Here is a 26,759-nt window from a genome sequence, read left to right as displayed (position 1 = left end):
CCGCCCCGCGCCACGGTCGTCGCGCCGACGGCCCGGTTCGCCGCGCGCACGGCCAGGTCGTCCTGCTCGGACGCCGGCCACAGGTCGGGCGTGGTGCCGTCCGGCCCCGGTTCGAGCCGGGCGTCCGCACGCGGGTCGACCTGCTCGATCGCCTCGCCCGGCCCGGCCAGCAGCTCCCGGTACAGCCGGCAGCGCTCGTGCAGCTCGGCGTGCGTGCCCACGTCGACCACGCGGCCCGCGTCGAGCACCGCGATCCGGTCGGCCAACGTCAACGACGACCGCCGGTGCGCGATCAGCACCGTGGTGCGCTCGGCCGTCACAGCCGCCAGCGTGCGGTGGATCGCCGCCTCGGTCGCGGTGTCCACGGCGGACGTCGCGTCGTCCAGCACGAGCACCCGCGGGTCCGACAGCAGGGCACGCGCGAGCGCGACCCGTTGCCGCTGGCCGCCGGACAGCGTCAGCCCGCGCTCGCCCACCACCGTGTCGTAGCCGTTCGGCAGCGCCTGGATGAACCCGTGCGCCTCGGCCGCCCGCGCCGCCGCCTCCACCTGCTCGTCGGAGGCGTCCGGCAGGCCGTAGGCGATGTTCGCGCGCACGGTGTCCGAGAACAGGAACGCCTCCTCGAACACCGTCCCCACGGTCCGCCGCAACGACGACAGCCGCAGCTCCCGCACGTCCACCCCGCCGACCGACACCGAGCCCTCGTGCACGTCGTAGAAGCGCGGCAGCAGCAGCGACACCGTCGACTTGCCCGAACCCGCCGTGCCGACGACGGCCAGCGTCTCGCCCGGCTCGACCCGCAGCGACACCCCGGACAGCACCGGCTCGCTGCGCGTGTACCCGAACGTGACGTCACGCAGCTCCACCGCCACCGGCCCCGGCGGCACGTCCCGGTCGCCGTCCACCACGTCCGGCTGCGAGTCGATCAGCTCGTACACCCGCTCCACGCCCGCACGGGCCAGCTGCGCCGTCACCATCAGGCTCGACAGCAGCCGGGTCGGGCCGACGAGCGTCGCCACGTACGTCGAGAACGCCAGGAACGTGCCCAGCGTGACCTCGCCGCGCAGCGCGAGCCAGCCGCCCAGCGCCAGCACCGCCACCTGGCCCAGGTACGGCAGGGTCGTCAACGTCGCCGCCGGGCGCGCCGTCAGCCGGGCCGCCCGCATCCGCTCGGCGAACAGGACCCGCGCCCGCGACTCCAGCCGGGCGACCTCGCGCTCCTCCTGGCCGAAGCCCTTCACCACGCGCACGCCGGTGACGGTCTCCTCCACGTGCTGCGCCACGTCCGCCGCCCGCTGCTGCGCCGACCACGTGGCCGGGAACAACGTCAGCCTGCTGCGCGCCGCGACCACCCCGACCGCGGGCACGATCACCAGCGCGATCACCGTGAGCAGCGGCGAGAGCCAGAACATGGCAGCCAGGGAGGCCAGCGTGAACATGACCGTGCCGAGCGCCAGCGGCGTCATCGACAGCAGGCTGTTGACCAGCTGCAGGTCGGTGATCGAGCGGGACACGACCTGGCCGGTGCGCAACGCGTCCTGCTTGGGCCCGTCGAGCCGCTGCACCGCGCCGAACACCGCCTGCCGCAGGTCGTGCTGCACGTCGACGGCGAGCCGGCCGCCCAGGTAGCGGCGCACGAACGCGGTGCCGAACGTCAGCAGCTCCAAGCCGACCAGGACGATCGCCAGCCACGTGAGCCGGTCCGTGCGGCCGGCCATCGCGTCGTCGACGGCGACCTTGATCAGCAGCGGCCCGACCGCCTGCAGGCCGACGCCGACGACGGCGGCCAGCACCGACCACACCACGAGCGCGCGGTGCTGCCAGCACGCGGTGGCGAGTCTGCGGATCCAGCCCTCGGTCTTGGTCACGAATCCAACATAGGTCGGCCCACCGACAGATTCGGCCCCCACGATGTGACAAAGGCCGCCCCGAACCTTCGGGACGGCCTCTGCCAGGCGCTCAGACGTTCAAGATCACTGGATCAGGTGATGTCCTTGCGCTGGGTGGCCGCCCAGCCGCCCAGGAAGAACAACGCCGTCCACACCAGGAAGATCAGGCCGCTCAGCCACCAGTCGAACGCGCCCAGCGCGCCCGCGACGGCCCGCAGCAGCTCCTCCAGCTCCGGCGGCACGACACCGGCGTTGGACAGGAACAGCGACGACGCCACCGAACCGGTCAGGCCGTTCACCGCGCCGTTCGGCAGGAAGCCGATGATCTCCGGGAGGTTCTGCGACGCCAGCACGAGCTGGATGCCGTTCTCCACGATCAGCATGTACAGCAGCAGCACGACGGTGGTGCCCACGACGCTCGTCATCAGCGCGCCCACGCCCACGCCGAACATCGTCATCAGGATCGACGACAGGATGCCGACACCGGCCAGCGCCAGCCACCCGCCGGCGTCCGGGAGGGCGCCCGAGTCCGACGTGATCACGATGCCGATGCTCACCGACGCCACGATCGCGACGCCGTAGATGGCGCCCCAGACGATGTAGACGATCATCTTGGACGTCATCGCGGCGACCCGGTTGGGCGCGGTGAGGAACGTGGTCGTGATGGTCTTGCGGTTGATCTCGTTCGAGATCGCCAACCCGCCGAAGATCATCGGGAAGATGGTCGCGACGTTGATGCTGCGCGCCATCCCGAACAGCGACACCTGCCACTGCGACGGGTCGACGCCCAGCAGTCGGGTCAGCTCTTCGGCGTCCTCGCTGTTGACGACGTCCATGATGCCCTTGCCGATGGCGCCGGTGCCCAGCGCCCAGCCGAGCGCGATGAGCACCGTGGGGATCATGAGGCCCCACCACAGGCCCGTGGTGGTGGACTTGCGGAACTCCGACTTGATCAGGTTGCCCAGCATCACGCACCGCCCCCCAGGCCGCCCTGACCCTGTTGCTGACCGTACGGGTTGTCCTGCGGCGGCTGCTGGTGTCCCGGTGGTGGTGGCTGGTAGCCCTGCGGGGGCTGTTGGTACTGCTGCTCGTAGCCCTGCGGCGGGGTCTGCGGCGGCTGGCCAGGCTGACCGGACTGGCCAGGCTGACCGGGCTGCTGACCCGGCTGCGGCTGGTAGCCCTGCTGGTCGTACGGCTGCTGCGGCACGGGCTGGTAGCCGGGCTGGGCCTGCACCGGCTGGTGGTAGCCGGACTGGTGGCCGGGCTGCGGCTGCACCGGCGGCTGGTAGCCGGACTGCTGGTAGCCGGGCTGCTGGTAGCCCTGCGGCTGGTAACCCGCCTGCTGGTAACCCTGTTGCTGGTAGCCGGGCTGCTGGTAGCCGCCGGGCTGGGGCCCGTACTGGTTCTGGCCGGGCGCCGCGAACTGGCCGTTGGTGAGCTGGAAGAAGAGGCGTTCGAGGTCGGCCTTCTCCTCCTGGATGCCGTAGATCGACACGCCCGCCTTCAACGCGGTGTCGGCGACCTGCTTGGCCTCGACCCCGGTGACCGCGATCCGGCCGTCCGGCAGCTGCTCGATGGCGTTGATCCCGTCCTCGCGCAGCGCCGCCACGAGCCCGCCCGTGTCGGACGGCTGCACCAGCACCCGACCCTGCTGCTGGTCGCGCAGGTGGTCCAGCGGCCCGTAGTACATGGTCTGGCCGCGGCTGATGATCACCACCTGGTCGACCGTCTGCTCGACCTCGGCCAGCAGGTGGCTGGAGATCAGCACGGTCCGCCCGCTGCGCGCGTAGGACTGGAGGAACGACCGCAGCCACGCGATGCCCTCCGGGTCCAGGCCGTTCGCCGGCTCGTCCAGCACGAGCACCTGCGGGTCGCCGAGCAGCGCGGTGGCCAGCGCCAACCGCTGCTTCATGCCCAGCGAGAACCCGCCCGCCTTGCGCTCGCCCGCGGCGCCGAGGCCCACGAGCTGGAGCACCTGGTCGGCGCGCGAGTCCGGCACGCCGATCGCGGCGGCGTACACCCGGAGGTGGTTGCGCGCCGTGCGCTTCGGGTGGAAGCCCTGCGCCTCCAGCACCGCGCCGACGACCCGTCCCGGGTTGCCGAGCTGGTGGAACGGCCTGCCGTTGATCAGTCCGATGCCCGCGGTCGGGGTCACCAGGCCGAGCAGCATGCGCAGCGTCGTGGTCTTGCCCGCCCCGTTGGGGCCGAGGAACCCGGTCACCGAACCCGGTTCCACTGTGAAGCTGAGATTCTGCACCGCTGCGACCGGACCGAACTGCTTGGTCAAGTTCTGCACCACGATGCGGCCAGTGCCGTCGTGCACGCGTCCCTCCCGAATGCTCCTACCGGGCGCCATCCTGCCCTAGGCGCATCACTCGGGTAGGGCATGTCGGGGTTTCGACCTCACCGCGGGTATCTCGGTCGTGGCCTCGGCGTCGTGCGAGCGGCGCAGCGGTCGCAGCGGGTGACGGCGCTCGCGGTGCGGGACGCCCTCCCCGATGAGGTGCTGGTGGGCCATCGTCCACACCTGGCACGGCCACTTCTTGTGCCGCAGGATGCCGGGGCACGCGCCGCAGCGGCCGTCCGGATCGGGCTGGTGCAACGTCAGCAGCAGGCGCCAACCGTCGGCCAGGCGGTGGATCTCGGACCGGGCGAGCGGCACGAGGGCGTCCGCCTCGCCGCGTTCCGCGACCTCGTCCAGGAGCGCGAGCCGGCGCAATACGGCGGCCCGCAGTGACTCGTCCACGTCGGTCACATCCTGTCGGCGGCTTGATCGAGCAGACGGCGCAACCTGCGCGTCTGTGTGACCGACATCACAGCCGATTCGCCCGGCGGCGCGACCAGCAGAACTCGGTCGTTCTCGACGAGAACGGTCATCGACCGGTCCCGCCCGAACGGGTCGTGGCAGTCGATCCAACCCTGAGGTTCAGCCATCTGCACTCCGATCGGAGGTGGCGCGGCAGAACGCCGCGCGAGCGGACGACCCCGCTGCGTAGCTGCGGGGTTCCCGTCCTCTGCATCGGCCGCCGAGCCGTCGTGACTTACCCGTTACGTACGGAATTCACTCGTTTGCCCGAGGTTGCGCACTGACGGTGGGCGGGTGAACGAATCGGATCGGATCGGTGGGCCCCGCTGGGCACCGCGGAGCGTTCCCGGCTAGGATTGGCGTTGCGGCCCGCTCCCAGTGACCCCCAGGCTGGTTGAGCGGGCCGTCTTAACGTCGAAGGGCCCCGCTCACGTGCTGTGAGCGGGGCCCTTCCGCGTGACGGCCCGGTCGTCCGGGTTCCCGGGTCTCAGAAGTCGATCGGCGTGTGGGTCAGGCCGTGGGCCTCGGCGACCGGCAGGTTCGTCAGCAGGCCGTCGTGCGCGTTCAGGCCGAGCGCCAGGGACGCGTCCGCGCGCAGCGCCGCCTCCCAGCCCTTGTCCGCCAGCGCCACGGCGTACGGCAGGGTCACGTTGGTCAGCGCGTAGGTGGAGGTGCGCGGCACCGCGCCGGGCATGTTCGCGACGCAGTAGAAGACCGACTCGTGCACCTGGTACGTCGGGTCGGCGTGCGTGGTCGCCCGCGAGTCGGCGAAGCAGCCGCCCTGGTCGATGGCGATGTCCACGAGCACCGAGCCCGGCTTCATGTCGGCCACGAGCTCGTTGCCGACCAGCTTCGGCGCCTTCGCGCCCGGCACGAGCACCGCGCCGATCACCAGGTCGGCCTCGCGGACGGCCTGCTCGACCGAGTAGCGGTTGGACGTCACCGTGCGCAGGCGGCCCTGGTACAGCGCGTCGATGTGGCGCAGCCGGTCCACGTTGGTGTCGAGGATCTGCACGTCGGCGCCCATGCCGACGGCGATCGCGGCCGCGTTCAGGCCCGCCACGCCACCGCCGATGACGACCACCCGCGCCGGGTGCACGCCCGGAACGCCGCCGGGCAGCACGCCGCGCCCGCCGGAGGGCTTCATCAGGGAGAACGCGCCCACCTGCGGCGCGAGGCGGCCGGCGACCTCCGACATGGGCGCCAGCAGCGGCAGGGCGCCGTTCGGGGTCTGCACGGTCTCGTAGGCGATCGCGGTGGTGCCGGAGTCCAGCAGCGCCTGCGTCAGCGGCTGGTCGGCGGCGAGGTGGAGGTAGGTGAACAGGACCTGGCCCTTGCGCAGCCGCGGGTACTCCTCGGCGATGGGCTCCTTGACCTTGAGCACCAGGTCGCCCTCGGCCCACACGTCGTCCGCGGTGGGCAGGACCTTCGCGCCGGCGGCCAGGTACTCCTCGTCGGTGATGGCCGAACCGAGCCCCGCGCCCGTCTCGACGACCACGTCGTGACCGCGCTGCGACAGCTCGTGGGCGCCCGCCGGGGTCAGCGCGACGCGGTACTCGTGGTTCTTGATCTCGCGGGGAACTGCGATCCGCACGGTGGGCTCCTTCGGCCGTTGTTACGCCAAAGGTCCGGTACCGGGGTTTCGGTGTCATCGTGCGGCCGGCACGAACGGCCAGGGGTCGCGTTGTGCCGGCGGAACAAGCCCGGTGGCGCGTTGACACCCGTCCGCGTGGGCACCTAGCGTGCGGGCCAACCAACTGAACATCGGCCGCGGCGCGTTGGTCAGCGCCGGAACCCGCGCGGGAGAGACCTCGGTGATCGTGCCGGGGCGCCGAAGGAGCAAGTACCCCGCACACTCTCAGGCAGCGAGAACCGCTCGGGTGAGGCGACTCTGGAAAGCGTGCCTCGCGGCGCGCACCCACGGTGCAAGCCGGGACCGACCGACGGTGCGACCGTCGTGGCGGACCGGCGAAGCTCTCAGGTCCCAGGACAGAGAGGGGATCTGGACCTCACTTAGGGAGCGCTGTCGTGATTTTTCCGGAGAACCTGCTGTACACGCCCGAGCACGAGTGGGTCGACTGGGCGCCGGGTACCCAGGACCCCGTGGCCATCGGCATCACGTCGTACGCGGCGGACTCGTTGGGTGACATCGTGTTCGTGGAGCTGCCCGAGGTGGGCGCCCACGTCACGTCCGGCCAGGTGTGCGGCGAGCTGGAGTCGACCAAGTCCGTGAGCGACCTGTACGCGCCGGTCGGCGGCGAGGTCGTGGAGGTCAACCCGGCGGTCGTCGACGACCCGTCGTTGATCAACAACGACCCGTACGGCGCGGGCTGGCTGTTCAAGGTGGCCGTGGTGGACGCCACCGGGCTGCTGACGGCCGCGAAGTACGCGGAACTGACCGAGGCCTGACGTCATGGCGATCAGCGTCTTCGACCTGTTCTCCGTGGGGATCGGCCCGTCCAGCTCGCACACCGTCGGCCCGATGCGGGCGGCGACCATGTTCGTCGACCGGCTGAAGCCCGTGCTGGCGTCGGTCGACCGCGTCCGGGTGGAGCTGTTCGGCTCGCTCGGCGCGACCGGGCACGGCCACGGCAGCCCCAAGGCGGTGCTGCTCGGGCTGGAGGGCCACCGGCCGGAGGACGTCGACCCCGTCGAGGCCGAGCGCCGGGTGGCGGAGGTCCGGGCGACCGGGCGGCTGTCGCTCGGCGGCGTGCGGGACATCGCGTTCAAGGAGGACGACGACCTCGTCATGCACCGGCGGAAGTCGTTGCCGCTGCACCCCAACGGGATGAGCTTCGTCGCCTACTCGGGTTCCGACGGCGCCGTGGTCGACTCGGCGGTGTACTACTCCGTGGGCGGCGGGTTCGTGGTGGACGAGACGGCCACCGGCGCGGACCGGATCAAGGCCGACGAGACGCCGGTGGTGTACCCGTTCCGGACCGGTGACGAGCTGCTGGCGCGGACCCGCGAGACCGGGCTGTCGATCAGCGAGGTGATGTTCGCCAACGAGCTGTCCTGGCGTGGCGAGGCCGAGGTGCGGGCGGGTCTGCTGCACATCTGGAGCGTCATGCAGGAGTGCGTCGAGCGCGGCTGCACGGAGACCGGCGTGCTGCCGGGCGGGCTGAAGGTGCGGCGGCGGGCGGCCGAGATGCGGCAGCGGATGACCGCCGAGCACTACGCCACCGACCCGTTGCGGGTGATGGACTGGGTCACCCTCTTCGCCCTCGCGGTGAACGAGGAGAACGCCGCGGGCGGCCGCGTGGTGACCGCCCCGACCAACGGCGCGGCCGGCATCGTGCCCGCGGTGCTGCACTACTACACCCGGTTCGTGCCCGGCGCGTCCGACGACGGCGTGGTGCGGTTCCTGCTGACGGCGGGCGCGGTCGGCGTGCTGTTCAAGGAGAACGCGTCGATCTCCGGCGCCGAGGTCGGCTGCCAGGGCGAGGTCGGCTCGGCCTGCTCCATGGCCGCCGGCGGGCTCGCCGAGGTGATGGGCGGGACACCCGAGCAGGTCGAGAACGCGGCCGAGATCGCGATGGAGCACAACCTGGGGCTGACGTGCGACCCGATCGGCGGGCTGGTGCAGATCCCGTGCATCGAGCGGAACGCGCTGGCGTCGATCAAGGCCATCACGGCGGCCCGGATGGCGTTGCGGGGCGACGGTTCGCACTTCGTGTCGCTGGACAAGGTCATCAAGACCATGCGTGAGACCGGCAAGGACATGAAGGACAAGTACAAGGAGACGGCACGCGGCGGCCTCGCCGTGAACGTCATCGAGTGCTGACGTCCGGTCTCTGAGCCGGGTCGGCGGACGGCCTCTCGGTCCTTGCGTTCGCGCACGGGCCGAGGGGCCGTCGGTCGTTGCGGAGGGCGTGAACGCGGATGGCGGCCGAGGGGGTCGGACGTAGGCTCGTGAGACGAGTTCGACCGGAGGGACCAGATGAGCGCCGAGCAGATCGTGGCCATTTCGACGACCGACAGCGCGGAGGAAGCGGAGTCGCTGAGCAAGGCGATCGTTGCAGCGCGACTGGCCGCCTGCGTGCAGATCAGCGGCCCCATTCGCAGCATCTACCGGTGGGACGGCGCGATCCAGGACGACCAGGAGTGGCAGCTCTGGATCAAGACCACGGCCGACCGGATCGAGGAACTGACCGCGTTCGTCAAGGCCAACCACTCCTACGACACGCCGGAGCTGGTGGCGCTCCCGGTGGTCGGCGGGAATCCCGCCTACCTCCAGTGGATGGTTGACGAGACGCGCCCCGTCGCCGGGAGCTAGTGCAGGACGGTGGCGATCTTCTCCCGCAGCGCGGCCTCGGCGCCGTTCCACGCGGCGGGCAGTGTCGACGCGAGGGTCAGCAGCCGGGTCTTCGCCAAGGTCGCCTCGGTCCGCACAGCCAGTCGCCCGGACAGGGTGGCGAGCTCGCCCGCCTTGTCCAAGTCCCTGCTCGACGCCGCGGCTGCCGCCAGGTCGGCCAGGACCAGCGCGCGGACCTTGTTGTCCCCGGGCGACAGCGACTTCAGCAGCGACTGCGCCTCGGCGTCGGCGTCGGTCCGGCGCAAGGTGGTGTAGGTCGAGACGGTGAGGCTGCCGAGTCGGCTCGCGGAGAAGAAGCCCGTCCACGCGCGCTCGGTGCGAGGCCGGGCGAAGTCGAAGGCGGTCATGGCGCGTTCGACGGCGCGCAACGCCGCGGTGTCGTCGCCCAGCCGGGCCAGCTCCTCCGCCTGTCGGGCGGCGATCCACGACCGGGTGGCCGGCGCGGAGGAACCCGGCACCAGGTCGTGTGCCTGCTGCAAGAGCTTGACCGCGGGGCCGGTGTCGTTCCGCGAGGCGGCGAGGTAGCTCCAGTAGCCGAGCGCGCACGCGGCGAGCGCACCGTCATCCACCGCCTTGGCGATCTTGAGCGTCTCGCGCCACGTGTGCGCGGCCTCGTTGCCCCGTCCGACGTCGAAGAGGGTCCACCCGGTGAGGGCGGTGGTCTCGCCGAGCGCGACTGCCAGGGTTCGCCTGGAGGAGTCGGAACGTGCGTTCTTCAGGAGGGTCCGCAACACCCGCTCGTGAGCCGTCAGCGAGTCGAGCAACTGCCTGGCGGGCACGGTCTCTTCCGTCTGGAACAGCTCGGCGGTCCGGTCCTGCACGAGACGTGTGGTGGCGTCGTCCACCGGTCTGTCGCGCTCGACGGAGTCCGTGAGCCGTTGCCACGGCGTGTTGATCATCAGGTCGGCGCCCGCCGCTGCCGCGGTGACACCCGCCGCCCTGAGCAGGTCTCGGCGTCGCACGTCTGCCCCTTCCTGCTGCCGCTCGTCGTCCTCGCTGTCGATACCGGTCGGGGTGTTCGCGGGCAGCGCGAACCACAACAGATGTGCCGGGATCTTCAGGGCTTCCGCCCACGGTTGCAGTTTTCTCAGATCCGTGACCGCGACGGATGAACGCTCGATGCGGCTCAGTTGACCCTGGGTCCGGCCGATCCACCGGGCAAGATCGACTTGTTTCACCTCTGGGCTGTGCGCCTGTCGATAGGCACGCATCAGCCTGCCGAAGTGTCGATCTCGCAGCGCCCGTGCCAGTTCCGGCCGGGACCAGAACTCCTCCCCGTGCTGCGGAGCCTCTGACATGTGATCCCCTCGGATCTCGCTACGCATACGAGTGTAGGTGTCACACTGCGTCACGACCAGTCTGTATGCGTCGGACACATATGTGCAGGCTCCTGGGTGTTCGCATATGCGTCCAGTTTGGACGCCAGGCCGGGGGAACGCCCGACGATGCGCACGGTGACACCTCCCGATGGACTGCGACCCTGAAAGGCTGATCATGGAAGTGAGCGGGTTGTTCACGCCTGGCCCGAACGCGAAGCCGGAGGTCGTCAAACGGCCGGGTACGGATTGGTACGCGCTGCGGTTGACGATGGACCCCGGTGAGGTCTTGGTGGGAGTGCCGGAAGGTGCGGGCGGGCCGGCGAGGTTGGCGGCCTTCCTGATCGAGTTGGGCAGTCAGGCGCACCTGCTCGCGGCGGCGTTGGACCCGTCGCCCAGTCGTCACGCCTTGAGGCCCGAGGTGCCGGGGCGAGGCCTGCCGGGTTGGTCCGGCGGCTGGTCGGAGTCGGATGCCTCGAGCTGCGGGGAGTCGGGGCCGGGGAGCCATCCACGATGACCGCAGCCGTCACGGCAGGCCCGAGGTACGCGGTGCGCCTGCGGGCGGACGCGTTCGGGCGCGCGGTGGCGTTGGCCGGGTTCCGGTCGGAGTACGCGCTCGCGAAGGTGATGGGGGTGAACAGGTCGACGGTGAAGCGCGTGCGCGCGGGGGAGCAGTTGCCGGGGGCGGGGTTCATCGGTGGCGCGTTGAAGGCGCTTGCGCCGTTGGCGTTCGAAGACCTGTTCGAGGTCGACCACAACGGGTGACCCGCGTTGCCGGTGAGGAACCGGGCCGGGGCCGGTCCCGTGGGGCGGCCCCGGTGGCCGGGAGTCAGGAGGTCAGAGGAGTGGCGGTCAGGGGAGGACCGACTCGATCGCCTTCACGACGGCCTCGTCCTCCGGCTCGGTGGCCGGGCGGAAGCGGGCGGCTACCTCGCCGGTCGGGGTGATCAGGAACTTCTCGAAGTTCCACTGGACGTCGCCGGCCGCGCCGTCGACGTCGGAGGTCCGGGTCAGCTCCGCGTACAGCGGGTGGCGGGACGGGCCGTTCACCTCGATCTTCTCGAACAGGGGGAACGTCACGCCGTACGTGGTGGAGCAGAAGGTCTCGATCTCCTCCGCCGTGCCCGGCTCCTGGCCGCCGAACTGGTTGCACGGGAAGCCGACGACCGAGAAGCCGGCGTCCCCGTAACGCTCCTGCAGCCGCTCCAGGCCGCGGTACTGGGGGGTCAGCCCGCACTTGGACGCGACGTTCACCACCAGCAACGCCTTGCCCGCCAACGAACCCAGGCTCGACGGTTCACCGGACAGGGTGTGCACGGGGATGTCGTGGATGCTCATGCGCCCGAGGCTACGTGCCGCTCGACCAACGCGCGCAGGGCACTCATCTCGGCATCCAATGCGGCCTGGCCGGCCTGGGTCACGCTGACCCACGTGCGCGGCCGCCGGCCGTCGTACCCCTTCTCCACGGCGACCAGCCCGGCCTGCTCCAGCACGGCGATGTGCCGCGACAGGTTGCCCGCCGTCAGCTCCAACGTCGACCGCAGGTACCCGAACTCGACCCGCTTCGCCTCGGCCGCGACGGTGAGGATGCCGAGCCGGTGCTTCTGGTGCACGACGTCGTCCAGCGACGCGGTCGGGTGCTCAGCCACGCCGCAAGCCCACCAGACCGCCGACGACGAGCACAAATCCGGGCAGCACCACCACGCTGCCCATCGACCACGCGGTGGCGGGCGTGACGGTCAGCGGCGTGAAGCCGGCGGTCACGCACAGCGCCACCAGGTACGCCGCGGTGGTGGTGGTGAACCTGGTGCTGCGCTCCACGGCCGCCAGCACGACCAGGCCGAGGCCGATCGCGATGAACTGCCCGATCCACGCCTGGGCGTACTGCAGCACCGCCGTGCCGAGGACGGCCGCCGCCACGGTGAGGACGCGCGGAGCCTTCCGGCGCCACAGGACGGTCGCCAACGGGATCACGACCAGGCCGACGCCGGTGGCCTGCCCCTGACCCCACAGCCCGAACGTCGTCCTGGGCAGGTACCAGACCAGGCCCATGCTGACGAGCGGCGCGCCGAGCCCGATCGCCAACGCGGCCAGGTAACCGCTGGTCGACGTCTCGATGCCGACGCGGCGGCCGCGCCCGCGGTACCACCAGGCGGTGGCGAGGGCGCCCGCCACGAGCACCGCGAGCCAGTACAGGCCCAGCGCCAACGGGTGCCGCACACCGGCGGCCGCGCCGAGCACCGTCAACGGGTTCAGGCTGATCTCGTGCACCACCAGGTGTGGCGCGGGGCCGGCCGGCGCGTAGAGCGGCATCGCCAGGAACGACGCGACGCCGAAGAACAGCAGCGGGAACGGGTAGGCGTGCCGGTCCTCCCGCGCCCGGCGGCGCAGCGCGGCCAGGTCGCCCAACAAGTCTGCCATGCAGTCGAGTTTGCACGGCAAACCAGGCGTCAACCCCGAGGTCGGAAGATGGTCACCACCACCCGCAGCCCGAGCAGCACGCTGATCACCAGCAGGTTGTAGCCGAACAGCTGGAACAGCGAGAGGTCCGGACCCACCCGCGGCCCGCCGTCCGCGCCCAGCAGCAGCACCGCCATCACACCCGCCGTCGCGCCCAGCACGGTCAGCATCACCTGGTGCAGCAGCGAGACGACGAACTGCCGGTCCCGCTCGTCGGCGAACAACCGCAGGTTCAGCCCGAGCCTGCCCTGCTCCAACGCGCTGGAGATCCGCTCCGCCCTACGGGGCAGCCGGCGCAGCATCGGCAGCATCGAGTGCAGCTCCTCGGTCACCGTCCGCCGCAGCGACTCCGGCGTCATGTGCTCCCTGAGCTGCTGCTCCGCGAACGCCCGCGACTCGACCACGATGTTGAACCCCGGCGACAGCGCGGCCAGCGTCCCCTCCACCGTCGCCAGCGCCCGGAACACCGCCGCGATCTCCGGCGGGATGCTCAGCCCGTACCGGTAGACCAGCTTGAACAGGTCGCCGAACATCTCGACGTCCGGCCGCATGCCGTCGCTGAGGTGCCGTGCCATGAACTGCCCGAGCGCGCGTTCCAGCTGCTGCTCGTCGATCTCGTCGGGCCGCGTCACCAGCTCCAGCAGCGCGTCGCGCATCCCGGCCGGGTCGCGGCGCTCGATGGCGAGCAGCAACGTCCCGAGGGCCGCCCGCAGCTGGCTGTCGATCCGGCCGACCGAGCCGAAGTCGAGCATGCCGAGCCTGCCGTCGTGCAGCAGCAGGATGTTGCCGGGGTGCGGGTCGGCGTGGAACACGCCGCTGACCATCACCTGGCGCAGCAGCGCGTCCAGCAGCGACCGGGCCAGCGCGTCGCCGTCCACCGACCGCAGCGGGGCCGACCGCACCGGCACGCCGTCCAGCCGTTCCATCACCAGGACGCGTTCCGTGCACAGGTCTTCGTGCACGGCGGGCAGCACCACGCCGGGGTCCGGGGACGCCGCCCGCACCGCCGCCAGGTTCCGCGCCTCGACCCGGAAGTCCAGCTCCTCCAGCAGCGCGGTGGAGAACCCGGCGGCCAGGTCGCGCACGCCGATCGCCTTGCCCCACCGCGTCTTGGCGTGCAGCGTGCCGGCGAGCCGGTTCACGATGTCGAGATCGCCTTCGGCGACCCGCCGCACGCCGGGCCGCTGCACCTTCACCACGACGTCCTCGCCGGTCTTGAGCCGGGCGCGGTGCACCTGGGCGACGGACGCGGCGGCGATCGGCTCCTCGTCGAACTCGGCGAAGACCTCCTCCGGCGGGTGCCCCAGCTCCGCCACCAGCACCTCGCGCACCCCCGCCCACGGCGCCGCGGGCACCTTGTCCTGCAACCGGGTCAGCTCGTCCACCACGTCGGCGGGCAGGAGGTCGGGCCGCGTCGACAGCACCTGGCCGAGCTTGACGAACGTGACGCCGCCCTCCTCCAGCGCCAGGCGCAGCGACCGGGCCAGCCGGGTGTCGGTGCGCTCCCGGCCGCGCAGGTACGGGCCGAGGCCGTGCCGGAACGCGATCGCGGTGATCCGCGAGTACCGGCGGGTGCGGGCGAGCCGGCGGCGCAGCGTGCGCCACCACTCGGTGGGCGGCGGGATCGACCCGGTCGGCACGACGATCTCGCCGAACGTCAGCAGGGCGATCATCAGCAGCAGCGAGATGCCGACCTGCACGGTGGCGAGCGCGGGCGTCGTCTCCGGGGTCGGCATGGCGCTGAGCGCGGCCTCGCTGAGCGACAGGCCGACCAGGCACGCGAGCGCGGTGCGGATCAGGCCGACGTGCAGGCCGAGGATGCGCCGCGCGGCCAGCGCGATGCCCGTCACCAACAGCAGGAACGTCACCGGAACGCCCACCGTGTACAGCAGGAAGTCACCCATCGTCATCCCCCAAGTGGTTCGCGCGGAGGATAGAGCGACCGGCCTGAGACGGGTTGGGCCGTCAGGAGAGATCCGATCACTCGGACGGGTCAGGTCGGGTGTTCGGCGGGTGATCGTCGCGCGGGTTCCGGCCGCACCGCGCGATTCAAGAATGTGAAGATTCTTGACGAATGGGCGGCGGAATCCTACGGTCGGGCGAAGAGGTCCGACGACCTCCCGAACCCCGCAGGGGGGTCCACGACTTCGGCGGCGGTGTCGGAGGACCCCTCTGCGGTCCGGGCGCCGACGCCTCGACCGTCAGAGGTCGAACACCGGGCCGGTCTCGGCGCGCATCACGCACGGGTTCGGGTACACCGCCTCGAACGAGCGCGTCTCGCCGCGCCACGTGCCGGACGCCCGCACCACCACCGGGTCGTGCTCCAGCGTGCAGAAGCCCTGGCCGGTCGACAGGCCGCCGATCTCACCGTCCACATCGGACAGCGCGAGGCAGGCCTGTTCGGCCCGCGGGTGCAGGCCGCCGGCCGGCTCGCACGTCAGGTCGGTCACCCGGAGCGAGTCGCCGCGCAGGACGGTGAGCACGAAGCTCGACTCCGGCGCGGCGAACGTGGGTGCCAGGGCGGCCATCGCCGCCAACAGGGGGAGTGGTGCCATGTCATCACCCTGGCCGCACCGCACCCCGACCTCCAGGGAACTCACCGGATCGTGTGGTCCTGCCCCCGTTGTCGACCCGGCGGGCCGCAGTACTTCCGTGTGACGTGGGTCACGGTCGAGGTGGCGGCGCGCGACCGTCGGGCCAGGGTGGGTGGATGGCTTCCCACGTGCGCAGGGTGGCCCTGGCGAGCAGCGCGGGCAACGCGGTGGAGTTGTACGACTTCCTGCTCTACGGCACGGCGTCGGCACTCGTGTTCGACAAGTTGTTCTTCCCCTCCTTCGACCCCCGGATCGGGACGCTGCTCGCGTTCGCCACGTTCGGCGCGGGTTTCCTGGCCCGCCCGCTGGGCGGGGTGGTGATCGGCCACTTCGGCGACCGCGTCGGGCGGCGGTCCATGCTCGTGCTGACGCTGACCGCCACCGGCGTGTGCACGGCGGCGATCGGGCTGCTGCCGACGTACTCGTCCATCGGGCTGGCCGCGCCGCTGCTGCTGGTGCTGCTGCGGGTCGTGCAGGGGTTCTTCCTCGGCGGCGAGCAGGGCGGCGCGACGCTGATGGCGGTCGAGCACGCCCCGGCCGGCCGCACCGGGTGGTACGGCAGCTGGACGTTCCTCGGGTCGCCCATCGGGTTGCTGCTCGCCAACGGCGCGATGGCGGCGTCCACCGCGGTGTCCGGCGACGCGTTCCTCGACTGGGGCTGGCGGGTGCCGTTCCTGTTCAGCCTGGTGCTCGTGGGCGTCGGCCTGTACGTGCGGCTGTCGGTGGAGGAGAGCCCGGCGTTCCGGCGGGCGCGGGACGCGGCGGGCGCGGTGAGGCTGCCCGTGGCCGAGGTGCTGCGGCACTCGTGGCGACGGGTGCTGCTCGGCGCGGGCGTGAACCTCGGGTTCAACATGTTCATCTTCGTGGTGGCGACGTTCGCCGTGTCGTACGGGACGAAGCAGCTCGGCATGGCGCGCGGCACGTTGCTGAACGCCGGCTTGATCGGCGCGTTCTCGCAGGCGGTGGCGATCCTGGTGTTCGCGCGGCTGTCCGACCGGCTGGGGCGGTTGCCGGTGATGCTCGGCGGGGTGGCGTTCCTCGGCCTGATCGCGTTCCCGTTCTTCTGGTTGCTGGAGACGCGGTCGCCGGGGCTGGTGGTGCTCGCGATGGTGCTCGCGTTCGCGGGTTCGGCGGCGGTGTTCGGCCCGATGCCCGCCTACTACGCCGAGCTGTTCGGCACGCGGGTGCGGTACAGCGGCGTGTCGTTGAGCTACCAGCTGGGCGCGGTGCTGGGCGGTGGGCTGTCCCCGGTCGTGGCGGCGTGGCTGCTGGGCGCCACGCCGACGCACGACTCGTGGCCGATCTCGCTGTACCTGATCGCCGGCGCGCTGGTCAGCGCCCTGTGCCTGCTGACGATCGGGGAGACGCTGCGCCGGTCCGCCGCCGAACCGGCGCGCTCGCCGGGTTAGCGGGACAGGACGGCGGTCAGGGCGGCGGTCACCTGGGCGGTCGCGTCGGTCGGGCGCTCCGGGTCGAGCCAGGCGACCACGCCGTCCGGGCGGATCAGGCTCGCGCCCTCCTCGCCGATGCCGTAGCGCTTGGCCAGCTCGCCGGTCGTGTCGCGCACGACGGGCACGTCCAGTGCCGGCGGGGCCGTCACGTCGGCGGCCGCCCAGTCGGGGTTGAGGGTGAGGAGGGTCCAGCCGCGGAAGAGGTCCACTGTGGACTTCACCGCGCCGTCGTGCTCCACCGTCACGTGGGGCGCGCGGAAACCGGGCCGTCCGCTGGGCTGGGCGGGGTCCTCCATCGGGGCCGGGTCGTCGTCCTCGACGAGCACCGCGCCCGAACGGCAGCGGTAGCCGAGCACCAGGCGCAGCGGGTCGATCGGCTCCGGCACGTCGGGGCCGGCCAGGTGGGGCGCGAACCGCTGGACGTAGTTGGCGAACGACCCGTCCACCACCAGCTCCGCGTACGGCCGCCGCTCGGCCTCGTAGCTGTCGAGCAGGCCGGGCCCCGCCTCGCCCTTCAGCACCGCGGCCAGCTTCCAGGCGATGTCGTGCCCGTCGCCGATCGCGGTGTTGCCGCCGAGTCCGCCGGTCGGCGGGGTCACCTTCGCCGCGTCGCCGACCAGGAACACCCGCCCGGACCGGAACCGGTCGCTCACCCACGCCGCCATCTCCCACGCCGTGACCTCCACGATGTCCGGCTCCAGGTCCGGCACGTCGGTCGCGATCCGCAGCAGCTCGGCGCACCGCTGCGGCGGGTAGTCCGCGAGGGACTCGCGCGCGGGGTCGTACTCGACCGTGAACACGTTGCGGCGCTCGGTGTTCGTCGCGGCCAGGACGCCCGTGAACGCCTGGTTGCGCAGGTAGAAGAGGGTGAACCTGTCCTGGACGAGGTGGTCGGCCAGGTCCGCGTCGAACACCACGCCGATGTGGTGCGACAACGGGCCCCGCCCCTGCCGGGCGATGCCCAGGGCCTCGCGGACCGCGCCGCGGTGGCCGTCGGCGGCGACGAGGTAGTCCGCCCGCACGGTCCACTCCCGCCCCGACGGCCGGTCCCGCACGAGCGCCGTCACGCCGTCGTCGTCCTGCTCGAACGACACCAGCTCGGTCTCGAACCGCACGTCCGCGCCCAGCTCGCGGGCCCGGCGCAGCAGCACCGGCTCGACGTGGTCCTGGCCGGACATCCCGTGCCGCTCGGGGCTGAGCCCGGTGTCCAGCTCGTCGTCCTCGTGCACGATCGTGTGAAACACCCGGCCGCGCAGGCTCTCCGCGACCTTGATCACCAGCCCGCCCGCCACGCCGGCGCTGCCCGCCAGCACCTCGTCCGCGACCCCCGCGCGGCGCAGCAGCTCCATCGTGCGGTGCGTCTGCCCGGCCGCCTTCGGGTGCGGCGACGTCCCCCGGTGCTTGGAGATCCCCAGCACCCCGATGCCCTGCTGCGCGAGGAACACCGCGGCGGACAACCCGCCCAACCCCGCACCGACCACCACGACCTGCGCACACTCGTCTCTCATGACTAAGAATCTTAGCCACAAAGAAACTTGTCAGGCAAGAGAGATGACAGTGCCCGTGCGCGCCGACTCGAAGGCCGCCTCGACCACTTCCAGCCCGGTGATCGCGTCCGCCACCGGGACCGGGGCCTGACCGGCGGCGATGGCCGCGTAGAACTCCTGGTACGCCCCGGCCTCCGTGCGCACGGGCTCCGACCCGAGCACGCCCCACCGGTCCACCGGGTCCTCGCCCCACCCCTCGCCGCCGGGCACCGCGCCCGCCTTCAACGCCTCCTCCTGCGGGTCCATCCCGTGCTTCAGGTACGCCGACCGGCTGCCGAGGACGCGGAACCGCGGGCCCGGCGCCGCCGCCAACGCCGACGCCCACAGGTGCGACACCGCCCCGGACGGGTGGGTCAGCGCCAGGAACGCGTCGTCGTGCGCGTGGGCCGCCGGCCGCAACGTCCGCACCTCCGCGTACACGCCCGTCGGCCGCCCGAACAACGCCACCGCCTGGTCCACCAGGTGCGTGCCGAGGTCGAACACGATGCTGCCCAGGTCGGCCGGGTCCGAGGACTCCTTCCAGCCCTCCCGCACCTCCGGCCGCCACCGCTCGAACCGCGACTCGAACCGGTGCACGTCGCCCAGCGCGCCCTCGCGCACCAGCCGCGCCACCGTCCGGAAGTCGCCGTCCCAGCGCCGGTTGTGGAACGGCGCGAGCAGCAACCCGCGCGACTCCGCCAGCTCGGCCAGCTCGCGCGCCTCGGCGGCGGACGCCGCGAAGGGCTTGTCCACCACGGCGTTCAGGCCGTACTCCAACGCGGTGCGGGCGTGCGCGGCGTGGAACCGGTTCGGCGTGGTCACCACGACGAGGTCGAAGTCGTCCGCCCGCCGCCACACGTCGTCCACCGAGGCGATCAGCTCGACGTCGGGGTACCGGGCCGCGACCTCGGCCCGCCGGTCGGGGTTGCCGGTGACCACGGCCGCGAACGCGAGGCCGGGCGTGGTGGACAGGAACGGGGCGTGGAACGCGGCTCCGCCGAGCCCGTAACCGATGAGTGCGGTGCGCATGCGGAAAACCCTAGGCTTCCCACGTCGTGGACGCCCTGTCGTGGACGGTGACCCACCGCTACTTTCAGCGTCATGAGTCCGCTCGTGGCACGGCGGCACGTGGATTACGTGCGCGTCACCAGCATGGCCTGTCGTCTCGGCTGATCCGCCTCAACCTCTCGCACGCACCCGGGTTCCCGGTCTCCTCGGCGTGCCCGAAAAACGATCAACCCGGTAAGACAGGAGTCTTCGGCATGTCCTGGTCCTTCGACACCAAGCAGGTCCACTCCGGCGCCGCGCCCGATCCCGCCACCGGCGCCCGTGCCACGCCCATCTACCAGACCACGTCGTTCGTGTTCCGCGACTCGGCGCACGGCGCGGCGCTGTTCAGCCTGGCCGAGCCGGGCAACATCTACACCCGCATCAACAACCCCACCCAGGACGTGCTGGAGCAGCGGGTCGCGGCGCTGGAGGGCGGCGTGGCGGCGGTGGCGTTCGCGTCCGGCCAGGCCGCCGTCACCGGCGCCGTGCTCAACGTCGCCCGCGCGGGCGACCACCTCGTGACCAGCGCGTCGCTCTACGGCGGCACGTACAACCTGTTCCACTACACGCTGCCGAAGCTCGGCATCGAGGTGTCCTTCGTGGACGATCCGGACGACCTCGACGCGTGGCGCGCGGCGGTGCGGCCGAACACCAAGCTGTTCTTCGCCGAGTCGCTGGCCAACCCGCGCAGCAACGTGCTGGACATCGCGGCCGTCGCCGGGGTCGCGCACGAGGCCGGCGTGCCGCTGGCCGTGGACAACACCGTGCCGACGCCGTACCTGGTGCGGCCGGTCGAGCACGGCGCGGACATCGTCATCCACTCCGCCACCAAGTACCTGGGCGGGCACGGCACCGCGGTCGCGGGCATCGTCGTGGACGGCGGCACGTTCGAGTTCTCCGACGCGGCGAGGTTCCCCGACTTCACCGAGCCCGACCCGAGCTACCACGGGTTGCGGTACTGGCCCGCGCTCGGGCACGGCGCGTTCGCGGCGAAGCTGCGGGTGCAGGGCCTGCGCGACACCGGCGCGGCGATCGCCCCGTTGACGAGCTTCCTGATCCTGCAGGGCATCGAGACGCTGTCGCTGCGCATCGACCGGCACTCCGCCAACGCGCTGGAGCTGGCGCGGTGGCTGGAGTCGCGCGACGAGGTGGAGAAGGTGCACTACGCGGGCCTGCCGTCGAGCCCGTGGCACGACCTGGCGCGCAGGTACCTGCCGGCCGGCGCGAGCGGCGTGGTGTCGTTCGAGCTGCGCGGCGGGGTGGAGGCGGGCCGGGCCTTCGTGGACGGTGTCGAGCTGTTCAGCCAGCTCGTCAACATCGGCGACGTGCGCAGCCTGGTCGTCCACCCGGCCAGCACCACGCACGCCCAGCTCACGCCGGAGGAGCAGCTGGTGGCGGGGGTCGCGCCGGGACTGGTGCGGCTCTCGGTCGGCATCGAGGCCGTCGACGACCTCAAGGCGGACCTGGAGGCGGGCTTCCGCGCCGCGAAGTCGGTGCTGTGACGTCACGTCCTCCGGGCTTCGGGTCCACTGTCGGGGAGACCCCTCCCGCCGCCGGCGGGTGGCGGGAGGGGGACCCGAACGGGCGACGGCGGTGGTTCCGCGGCGCGCTGCCCGGCCTGCCGTTCCGGATCGCGTACGAGACCTGGGGCACGCCGGCCGCGGACCGGTCGAACGCCGTGCTGGTGCTGCACGCGCTGACCGGTGACAGCCACGTCGCCGGTCCGGCCGAGCCCGGCCACCCGACCCCCGGTTGGTGGGACGGCCTCGTGGGTCCGGGGCGCGCGCTGGACCCGGCGCGGTGGTTCATCGTGGCGCCCAACGTGCTCGGCGGGTGCCAGGGCACCACGGGGCCGTGGGCGACCGCCCCGGACGGCAGGCCGTGGGGCGCGCGGTTCCCGCGGCTCACCGTGCGGGACCAGGTGGCGGCCGAGGTGCAGCTGGCCGACGCGTTGGGGATCGACGCGTGGGCCGCCGTGCTGGGCGGCTCCATGGGCGGGATGCGGGCGCTGGAGTGGGCGGTGTCCGAACCGGACCGGGTGCGCGCCCTGCTGGTGCTGGCCGCGCCCGCCGCGTCCACGGCCGAGAACATCGCGTTGGCGTCCGCCCAGCTGCACGCCATCCGGCTCGACCCCGTGCGCGGGCTCGGCGTGGCGCGCCGGATCGCCCACGTCAGCTACCGCAGCGAGCCGGAGCTGGACGCCCGGTTCGGGCGGGCGGTGCAGGACGACGGCCGGTTCGCCGTGGAGTCCTACCTCGACCACCACGCGGACAAGCTCGTCCGCCGGTTCGACCCGGCCAGCTACGTGACCCTCACCGAGGCCATGAACAGCCACGACGTCGGGCGCGGGCGGGGCGGGGTGCGGGCGGCGCTGCGGCGCGTCACCGCGCGGACCGTGGTGGCGGGCATCGACTCCGACCGCCTGTACCCACTGCGCCGGCAGGCCGAGATCGCCGACGCCGTTCCCGGCGCCGGCGACCTGCGCGTCGTGACCTCGCCGCACGGCCACGACGCGTTCCTCATCGAGGTCGACCAGGTGTCGAAGCTGGTCGACGACGTGCTCGGCACCGGCTGAACCGGAGCTGAACCGGGCTGAACCCCGGTTCAGCCGCCGGAACCCGGCCGGAGCCCGGCTCGACCGACCGGAAGCCGGCCTGGCCGGAACCCGCTCTGCCGACTAGAAGCCGGCCGTGATCCGGGTGAACTCCCAGTCCGCCTGCGGGATGCCGCTGCAGTTCGACGCCACCTGGCCGTCGCACCCGCCGCGGTCGCGGTTGACCGCCCAGAACGCGAACCGGGACAGCCCGTTGGCCTTCGACCAGTCACGGAGCTGCGTCCACGTCTGGGTGGTGGTGACCTCGCGCTGGTCGGACAGGCCGTTCATGCCGGAGATGCCGACGTGCCGGAACGCCTCCGCGTCGGACCACCCGAACGTGGTCTTCAGCTTGTTCTTGAGCCCGGTGGCGGCGTTGATCGTGTCCGTGCCGATGTTCGAGCTGCCGAAGTCGAACGGCATGATCGTGAACACGTCGATGTTCGCGCCGATCGCCGCGGCCCGCTCGATCAGCCGGTTGCCCCAGGAGTTCGGGCCGGTGGTCGTGGTGCCGAAGGTGACGATCGTCTGGATGCCCGGGTTGTTCTGCTTGACGATCTTCAGGGCTTCCAGGATCCGGTCCTGCACGACCGCGTTCTCGAACTCGTCGGTGTTCTCGATGTCGATGTCGATGGCCTTCAGCCCGTAGGCGTTGATGACCTGCTGGTACGCGCCCGCAAGCGCTTGCGGGGTGGCGCAGTTCGGGCCGAGCTTGTTGCCGCTCCAGCCACCGAACGACGGCACGACGTCGCCGCCCGCCGCGCGGATCTGCTGGATGGCCTGCGCGTCGATGCCGCCGGTCAGGGACCGGTTGCCGTCCCACGCGGGGTTGCAGCCGCCGGACGACAGCACGAACGCCATCGTGAACCACTTGACGCCGGTCGCGTTCATGATCGTGGCGGGCGCGGGCGGGTTGCCCCAGCCGAGGAACAGGTACGGCGCGCCGCGGCCGCCGGGCGGCGTGACGCCCGGCTGGGTGGTCGCCGAGACCTGGTTCGACGGGCCCGAGGTGTTCGAGGCCGCGTCACGCGCCCGCACCGTGAAGGTGTACGCGGTGGAGGGGGTCAGGCCGGTGACGGTCGCCGTCGTGCCGGTGACGGTGGTGGCGACGGAGGCGCCCCGGTACACGTCGTACGCGGTCACGCCGACGTTGTCGGTCGACGCGGTCCACGCCAGCGACACCGAGTTGCCGGTCGTGCCGGTGACCCGCAGACCGCCGGGCACGCTCGGCGCGGTGGTGTCGCCGCTGCCGCCGCCGGTGCAGGGAGCGCCGTTGACGGTGCAGTTGAGCGGCGCGCCGGAGCCGGTGCCGACGAAGCCGAAGCTCGCCGACGCGCCCACGGCGACGGCGCCGTTGTAGTCGCGGTTGGTCGCCACGTAGTGATCACCCGTTCGGGTGACCAAGGCGTCCCAGTACGACCCGAGCGAGGTGCCCGCGGGGAGGTCGAACTCGATCCGCCACGAGCTGATGGCGGTGGGGCCGCCGTTGGCGACGGTGAACTTGCCCTCGAAGCCGCTGCCCCAGTCCTGGGTCTTGGCGAAGGTGGCGGTGACGCCCGGCGCCGCTGACGCGGCCGGACCGATGAGCAGGGAACCGATGGCGAGTGCGCTCGTCGCGAGCAGCGCACCCAGTCGTCGTGACATGAGGAGTCTCCCTCGGCGGAGTGGCAGGGTGAATCGCGCCCACCTCGGAGAGTGGTCTAGACCACGGCGAATGGCAAGGCTCTTTACCGACGGGTCTCGCGGTGGGTCCGGCGACGGCCGGGAGGAAACGGGCAGACCGGGACGAAACGGTCAGTCTTCGAGGGCGGTGGCGATCCACGTGGAGACGGGCAGGTCGCGCATCGCGCACTCCAGCGCCAGCTTCACCGTCCAGCGCAGGGCCTGGAGCACCACCGTGGCCAGCTCCTGCGGCTGCCCGTTGGCCAGGGCGATCTCGATCTGCTCGGCCGCCGCCTCCTCGTCGCCGTGCACCTCGGCGAGGAGCGTGCGGATCGCGGTGCGGACCGGCGGGTCGGCGTCGTCGATCGGCACCTCCTGCCCGTCCTCGTCGAAGACCTGCATCTTGACCGGCGTCGCGCCGCCCGAGCCGAGGGCGGCCACCATCGCGCTGCACTCGGAGAACAGCAGGAGCACCAGCTCCCGGATCTCCTCGTTGCCCTCGGGGGAGCCGCTGAGGTAGCCGGTGACCAGGTCTACCGCGACAGCGTCCTCCCCGACCTTGGTGGCGGTCAGGGCTTCACCGGCCACGGCCTGGAGCCGTGCCCAGCGATCCGGATCTTGCTGCGGGTGCATTCAGCCATCTTCCAACACGGAGTAGGGGCGCACAGCTCTGCCGTAGTGCCGCTCTGTCGTATTGACTACATGGTGGTGTTCGCCTGCCGCAACGGCTTGTCCGGCGGGTGCCGCTCCGGTATGGGTGCTACCGGGGTATGACAACCCGAGGTGGCATGTGCCGGACGGGGCCGCCGCCTAGCATCGGGACCGTGATCCGCACTCTCCTCCAGGTCGTGCTGCTCCGCGACCGCACGCGGGTCTTCGAGCGGTTCCGGCACCGGCGCGTCACCGACGTGGCCGTGCTCGGCTACGGCCTGGTCATCGCCATCGGCGTCAGCCAGGAGTACGTCTCGCTGGAGGAGCCGGACGGCTGGTGGCCGCTGCTGTTCGCGCTCGTCGGCGGCAGCTTCGTGCTCCTGCTGCGCTCGACGCTGGGGGCCTGGCGGCTGGCCACCGCCGGCCTGGTGGCCACCCGGATGCTGCTGCCCGCCGAGCCGACGGTGTTCGGCGCGTGGCAGTGGTGCTGGTACGTCCCCGTGCTGCTGGCCGTCGGCATGATCCACAGCGGCCGGGTCGTGCTGGTCGTCGGCCTGGTCACGGCCGGTGTGGCGGCCTCCACCAGCGGGCCGGGCGTGTCCGAGCGCACCCTGCCCACGATCGGCATGCTGCTCCTCCTGCTCCTGCTCGGGTACGCGTTCGGCGCGCGCGGGCGGGCAGAGCAGCGGTTCCACTCCGAGCGGGACCAGAAGGCGGCGCTGGTCGAACGCGCCCGGATCGCCCGCGAGATGCACGACGTCGTCGCGCACCACATGTCGATGGTGGTGGTCCGCTGCGAGACCGCGCCCTACCGGATCGCGGACCTGCCCGAGGCGGCCCGGCGCGAGTTCGCCGAGCTGGGCGCGGCGGCGCGGGCCGCGATCACGGACATGCAGCAGCTGCTGGGCGTGCTGCGGGCCGACGGTCAGCGGGCCGACCGCGCGCCGCAGCCGGGGTTGGCCGACATCAGGGCGCTGCACGCGGACGCCGCCGTGACCGAGGCCGAGGTGCCGGAGGCCGTCGGGCTGACCGCGTACCGGATCGTGCAGGAGGCGCTGACGAACGCGGCCCGGCACGCGCCGGGGTCGACCACGGCGGTGACCGTCGAGGTGGTGGGGGAGGAGCTGCGGGTCGTCGTGCGCAACGGGGTGGGTGGGCCGTCGCTCGGCGGTGGCGGCGGGCACGGGCTGCGGGGCATGCGGGAGCGGGTGGCGGTGCACGGCGGCTCGATGAGCGCCGGGCCGACCGCGGACGGGGGCTTCGAGGTGCGGGCGTCGATTCCGGTGGGGTCGCGGTGACGGCCGGCGGGGTGTGGGGCGGCGGGGTGGTGGTCGGCGGGCTGTGGGGCGGCGCTGCTGGGTTGGCGTGGTGTGGGCCGGTGGGGTGTGGGCCGGAGTCGTGGGTGTCTGCGTGGCGGGGGTTGCTGTGGTGAAGGCGGTGCGGGCGTGATCCGGGTGCTGGTCGCCGACGACCAGGAGATGGTGCGGGAGGGCTTCTCGGCGCTGCTCGCCGCCCAGCCGGACATCACCGTGGTCGGGTCCGCCGGTGACGGCGTCGCCGCCGTCGGCGAGGTGCGCCGGCTGCGCCCGGACGTGGTGCTGATGGACGTGCGGATGCCCGAGATGGACGGCCTGACCGCGACCCGCCTGCTGGCCGACGACCCGGTCAAGGTGCTCGTGCTGACCACGTTCGACCTGGACGACTACGTGTACGAGGCGCTGCGCGCCGGTGCCAGCGGGTTCCTGCTCAAGCACGCGCCCGCGAGCGAGCTGCTGGCCGCCGTCCGGGTCGTGGCGCGCGGGGACGCGCTGCTCGCGCCGTCGGTGACCAAGCGGCTCATCGAGGACTTCGTCAAGGCGCAGCCGGTGCGGGTGGTGAAGCCGGCGGCGCTGGGCGCGTTGACCGAGCGGGAGACCGAGGTGCTGCGGTTGATCGCGCAGGGCCTCTCGAACGGCGAGATCGCGGCGCACCTCGTGCTGGCCGAGCAGACGGTGAAGACCCACGTGAGCCGTGTCCTGATGAAACTGGGCCTGCGCGACCGGGCGCAGGCCGTGATCGCGGCCTACGAGTCCGGTCTCGTCGTACCCCGGTAGGGCCGTCCACTCGGCACCGCGGGGTGACGATCACCGGGCCGTCACCTCCCTAGCTTCGGCGGCATGCCGAAGAAGATCGCGGTCCTGGCCGCGTTGCTGGTGCTGGTGACGCCGGGTGGCGATCCGCCCGCGTTCACCCCGCGCGTCGAGGTCCACGGCGACCTGGCGCGCGCCGCGCACGTCGCGGTGGTCGTGCCGGGGTCCGATGTGGACGGTGCGACGTTCGGCGCCACGGTCGGGCGGATGGCGCGCGACCTGCACGCGTCCGTCGGGCGGGACGACGTCGCGGTGGTGGCGTGGCTCGGCTACCGGACGCCGTCCGGGCTGGGCGTGGACGCGGCCGGCGGGCGGCT

The 26,759-nt window shown here is 72.1% G+C and carries 26 protein-coding genes and 1 riboswitch; of the genes, 10 read left to right on the top strand and 16 right to left on the bottom strand.

All coding sequences use genetic code 11. From position 1 onward, the window contains the following. From ACFQ3T_RS17330 to ald, 6 genes are all read right to left on the bottom strand, one after another. Positions 1-1,868 (bottom strand): ABC transporter ATP-binding protein (locus tag ACFQ3T_RS17330; RefSeq protein WP_380724309.1); only part of this gene is annotated, 1,868 nt, incomplete at its 3' end. A 113-nt stretch (positions 1,869-1,981) separates the two neighbouring features. Next, on the bottom strand, positions 1,982-2,857 hold the full coding sequence (locus ACFQ3T_RS17325; RefSeq protein ID WP_380724308.1) for an ABC-2 transporter permease: 876 nt from the start codon (positions 2,855-2,857) through the stop codon (positions 1,982-1,984). Continuing rightward, the gene (locus ACFQ3T_RS17320; RefSeq protein WP_380724307.1) at positions 2,857-4,212 is read right to left on the bottom strand and encodes an ABC transporter ATP-binding protein; all 1,356 of its coding nucleotides are present in this window, start codon (positions 4,210-4,212) and stop codon (positions 2,857-2,859) included. The genes ACFQ3T_RS17325 and ACFQ3T_RS17320 overlap by 1 nt, the downstream gene beginning before the upstream one ends. Before the next feature lie 48 nt (positions 4,213-4,260). Then, on the bottom strand, positions 4,261-4,635 hold the full coding sequence (locus ACFQ3T_RS17315; protein ID WP_380724306.1) for a hypothetical protein: 375 nt from the start codon (positions 4,633-4,635) through the stop codon (positions 4,261-4,263). 5 nt (positions 4,636-4,640) lie between these two features. Next, positions 4,641-4,766 carry a hypothetical protein gene (locus ACFQ3T_RS17310; RefSeq protein ID WP_380724305.1) on the bottom strand — a complete coding sequence of 42 codons (126 nt, stop codon included), beginning with the start codon at positions 4,764-4,766 and terminating at the stop codon, positions 4,641-4,643. 416 nt (positions 4,767-5,182) lie between these two features. Further along, the gene (gene ald, locus ACFQ3T_RS17305; protein ID WP_380724304.1) at positions 5,183-6,289 is read right to left on the bottom strand and encodes an alanine dehydrogenase; all 1,107 of its coding nucleotides are present in this window, start codon (positions 6,287-6,289) and stop codon (positions 5,183-5,185) included. Between the two features lie 196 nt (positions 6,290-6,485). Next, positions 6,486-6,580: riboswitch (glycine riboswitch) on the top strand. Between the two features lie 143 nt (positions 6,581-6,723). Here ald and gcvH point away from each other — a divergent pair. The 3 genes from gcvH to cutA all read left to right on the top strand — a co-directional run bounded on the left by gcvH (position 6,724) and on the right by cutA (position 8,971). Then, positions 6,724-7,104 carry a glycine cleavage system protein GcvH gene (gene gcvH / locus ACFQ3T_RS17300; protein ID WP_380724303.1) on the top strand — a complete coding sequence of 127 codons (381 nt, stop codon included), beginning with the start codon at positions 6,724-6,726 and terminating at the stop codon, positions 7,102-7,104. 4 nt (positions 7,105-7,108) lie between these two features. Next, a complete protein-coding gene (locus tag ACFQ3T_RS17295) occupies positions 7,109-8,479 on the top strand; it encodes an L-serine ammonia-lyase (RefSeq protein ID WP_380724302.1) in 1,371 nt (456 codons plus the stop codon). A 156-nt stretch (positions 8,480-8,635) separates the two neighbouring features. Then, complete coding sequence (gene cutA, locus ACFQ3T_RS17290; RefSeq protein WP_380724301.1) at positions 8,636-8,971, top strand: divalent-cation tolerance protein CutA; 336 nt, start codon at positions 8,636-8,638, stop codon at positions 8,969-8,971. Here the strand turns inward: cutA and ACFQ3T_RS17285 are convergent. Then, entirely contained in the window at positions 8,968-10,335 is a 1,368-nt protein-coding gene (locus ACFQ3T_RS17285; RefSeq protein WP_380724300.1) for a hypothetical protein, read from the bottom strand. The genes cutA and ACFQ3T_RS17285 overlap by 4 nt on opposite strands. A gap of 504 nt (positions 10,336-10,839) precedes the next feature. Between ACFQ3T_RS17285 and ACFQ3T_RS17280 the strand changes: the two genes are divergently transcribed. Beyond that, the gene (locus tag ACFQ3T_RS17280; protein ID WP_380724299.1) at positions 10,840-11,091 is read left to right on the top strand and encodes a transcriptional regulator; all 252 of its coding nucleotides are present in this window, start codon (positions 10,840-10,842) and stop codon (positions 11,089-11,091) included. A gap of 87 nt (positions 11,092-11,178) precedes the next feature. Here the strand turns inward: ACFQ3T_RS17280 and ACFQ3T_RS17275 are convergent, their stop codons facing one another. From ACFQ3T_RS17275 to ACFQ3T_RS17255, 5 genes are all read right to left on the bottom strand, one after another. Continuing rightward, the gene (locus ACFQ3T_RS17275) at positions 11,179-11,664 is read right to left on the bottom strand and encodes a glutathione peroxidase (RefSeq protein ID WP_380724298.1); all 486 of its coding nucleotides are present in this window, start codon (positions 11,662-11,664) and stop codon (positions 11,179-11,181) included. After that, positions 11,661-11,975 (bottom strand): winged helix-turn-helix domain-containing protein, encoded by a 315-nt coding sequence (locus tag ACFQ3T_RS17270; protein ID WP_380724297.1) that lies wholly within the window; start codon positions 11,973-11,975, stop codon positions 11,661-11,663. Before ACFQ3T_RS17270 ends, ACFQ3T_RS17275 begins: the two co-directional genes overlap by 4 nt. Beyond that, positions 11,968-12,747, bottom strand: coding sequence for a hypothetical protein (locus tag ACFQ3T_RS17265; RefSeq protein ID WP_380724296.1), 780 nt, complete (start codon positions 12,745-12,747; stop codon positions 11,968-11,970). The genes ACFQ3T_RS17270 and ACFQ3T_RS17265 overlap by 8 nt, the downstream gene beginning before the upstream one ends. A 29-nt stretch (positions 12,748-12,776) precedes the next feature. Beyond that, positions 12,777-14,690, bottom strand: a complete 1,914-nt coding sequence (locus ACFQ3T_RS17260; RefSeq protein WP_380724310.1) for an ABC1 kinase family protein — start codon at positions 14,688-14,690, stop codon at positions 12,777-12,779. Between the two features lie 297 nt (positions 14,691-14,987). Continuing rightward, positions 14,988-15,341: an SSI family serine proteinase inhibitor gene (locus ACFQ3T_RS17255; protein ID WP_380724295.1), complete on the bottom strand. Its 354-nt coding sequence runs from the start codon at positions 15,339-15,341 to the stop codon at positions 14,988-14,990. A gap of 155 nt (positions 15,342-15,496) precedes the next feature. Between ACFQ3T_RS17255 and ACFQ3T_RS17250 the strand changes: the two genes are divergently transcribed. After that, complete coding sequence (locus ACFQ3T_RS17250; RefSeq protein ID WP_380724294.1) at positions 15,497-16,789, top strand: MFS transporter; 1,293 nt, start codon at positions 15,497-15,499, stop codon at positions 16,787-16,789. Here ACFQ3T_RS17250 and rdmE read toward each other — a convergent pair. Further along, a complete protein-coding gene (gene rdmE / locus ACFQ3T_RS17245) occupies positions 16,786-18,339 on the bottom strand; it encodes an aklavinone 12-hydroxylase RdmE (RefSeq protein WP_380724293.1) in 1,554 nt (517 codons plus the stop codon). The genes ACFQ3T_RS17250 and rdmE overlap by 4 nt on opposite strands. A 30-nt stretch (positions 18,340-18,369) precedes the next feature. Next, complete coding sequence (locus tag ACFQ3T_RS17240; RefSeq protein ID WP_380724292.1) at positions 18,370-19,386, bottom strand: Gfo/Idh/MocA family protein; 1,017 nt, start codon at positions 19,384-19,386, stop codon at positions 18,370-18,372. A 233-nt stretch (positions 19,387-19,619) separates the two neighbouring features. Here ACFQ3T_RS17240 and ACFQ3T_RS17235 point away from each other — a divergent pair, with 233 nt between their 5' ends. Further along, positions 19,620-20,909 carry a bifunctional o-acetylhomoserine/o-acetylserine sulfhydrylase gene (locus tag ACFQ3T_RS17235; RefSeq protein WP_380724291.1) on the top strand — a complete coding sequence of 430 codons (1,290 nt, stop codon included), beginning with the start codon at positions 19,620-19,622 and terminating at the stop codon, positions 20,907-20,909. After that, a complete protein-coding gene (gene metX, locus ACFQ3T_RS17230) occupies positions 20,906-21,982 on the top strand; it encodes a homoserine O-acetyltransferase MetX (RefSeq protein ID WP_380724290.1) in 1,077 nt (358 codons plus the stop codon). Before ACFQ3T_RS17235 ends, metX begins: the two co-directional genes overlap by 4 nt. A 102-nt stretch (positions 21,983-22,084) precedes the next feature. On the opposite strand, the gene ACFQ3T_RS17225 is transcribed toward metX, so the two are convergent. Both ACFQ3T_RS17225 and ACFQ3T_RS17220 read right to left on the bottom strand, forming a co-directional pair. Continuing rightward, a complete protein-coding gene (locus ACFQ3T_RS17225; RefSeq protein WP_380724289.1) occupies positions 22,085-23,644 on the bottom strand; it encodes a cellulose binding domain-containing protein in 1,560 nt (519 codons plus the stop codon). 150 nt (positions 23,645-23,794) lie between these two features. Then, on the bottom strand, positions 23,795-24,295 hold the full coding sequence (locus tag ACFQ3T_RS17220) for a hypothetical protein (protein WP_380724288.1): 501 nt from the start codon (positions 24,293-24,295) through the stop codon (positions 23,795-23,797). A 191-nt stretch (positions 24,296-24,486) separates the two neighbouring features. Between ACFQ3T_RS17220 and ACFQ3T_RS17215 the strand changes: the two genes are divergently transcribed. The 3 genes from ACFQ3T_RS17215 to ACFQ3T_RS17205 all read left to right on the top strand — a co-directional run. Beyond that, the gene (locus ACFQ3T_RS17215) at positions 24,487-25,611 is read left to right on the top strand and encodes a sensor histidine kinase (protein ID WP_380724287.1); all 1,125 of its coding nucleotides are present in this window, start codon (positions 24,487-24,489) and stop codon (positions 25,609-25,611) included. 147 nt (positions 25,612-25,758) lie between these two features. Next, positions 25,759-26,406, top strand: coding sequence for a response regulator (locus tag ACFQ3T_RS17210; RefSeq protein WP_380724286.1), 648 nt, complete (start codon positions 25,759-25,761; stop codon positions 26,404-26,406). 63 nt (positions 26,407-26,469) lie between these two features. Next, a partial coding sequence (locus ACFQ3T_RS17205) for an alpha/beta hydrolase (RefSeq protein WP_380724285.1) occupies positions 26,470-26,759 on the top strand: 290 nt, incomplete at its 3' end.

The sequence above is a fragment of the Saccharothrix hoggarensis genome (genome assembly GCF_042678885.1).
GTDB lineage: Bacteria > Actinomycetota > Actinomycetes > Mycobacteriales > Pseudonocardiaceae > Actinosynnema > Actinosynnema hoggarensis.
This window is presented reverse-complemented; position numbering and strand designations above follow the sequence as displayed.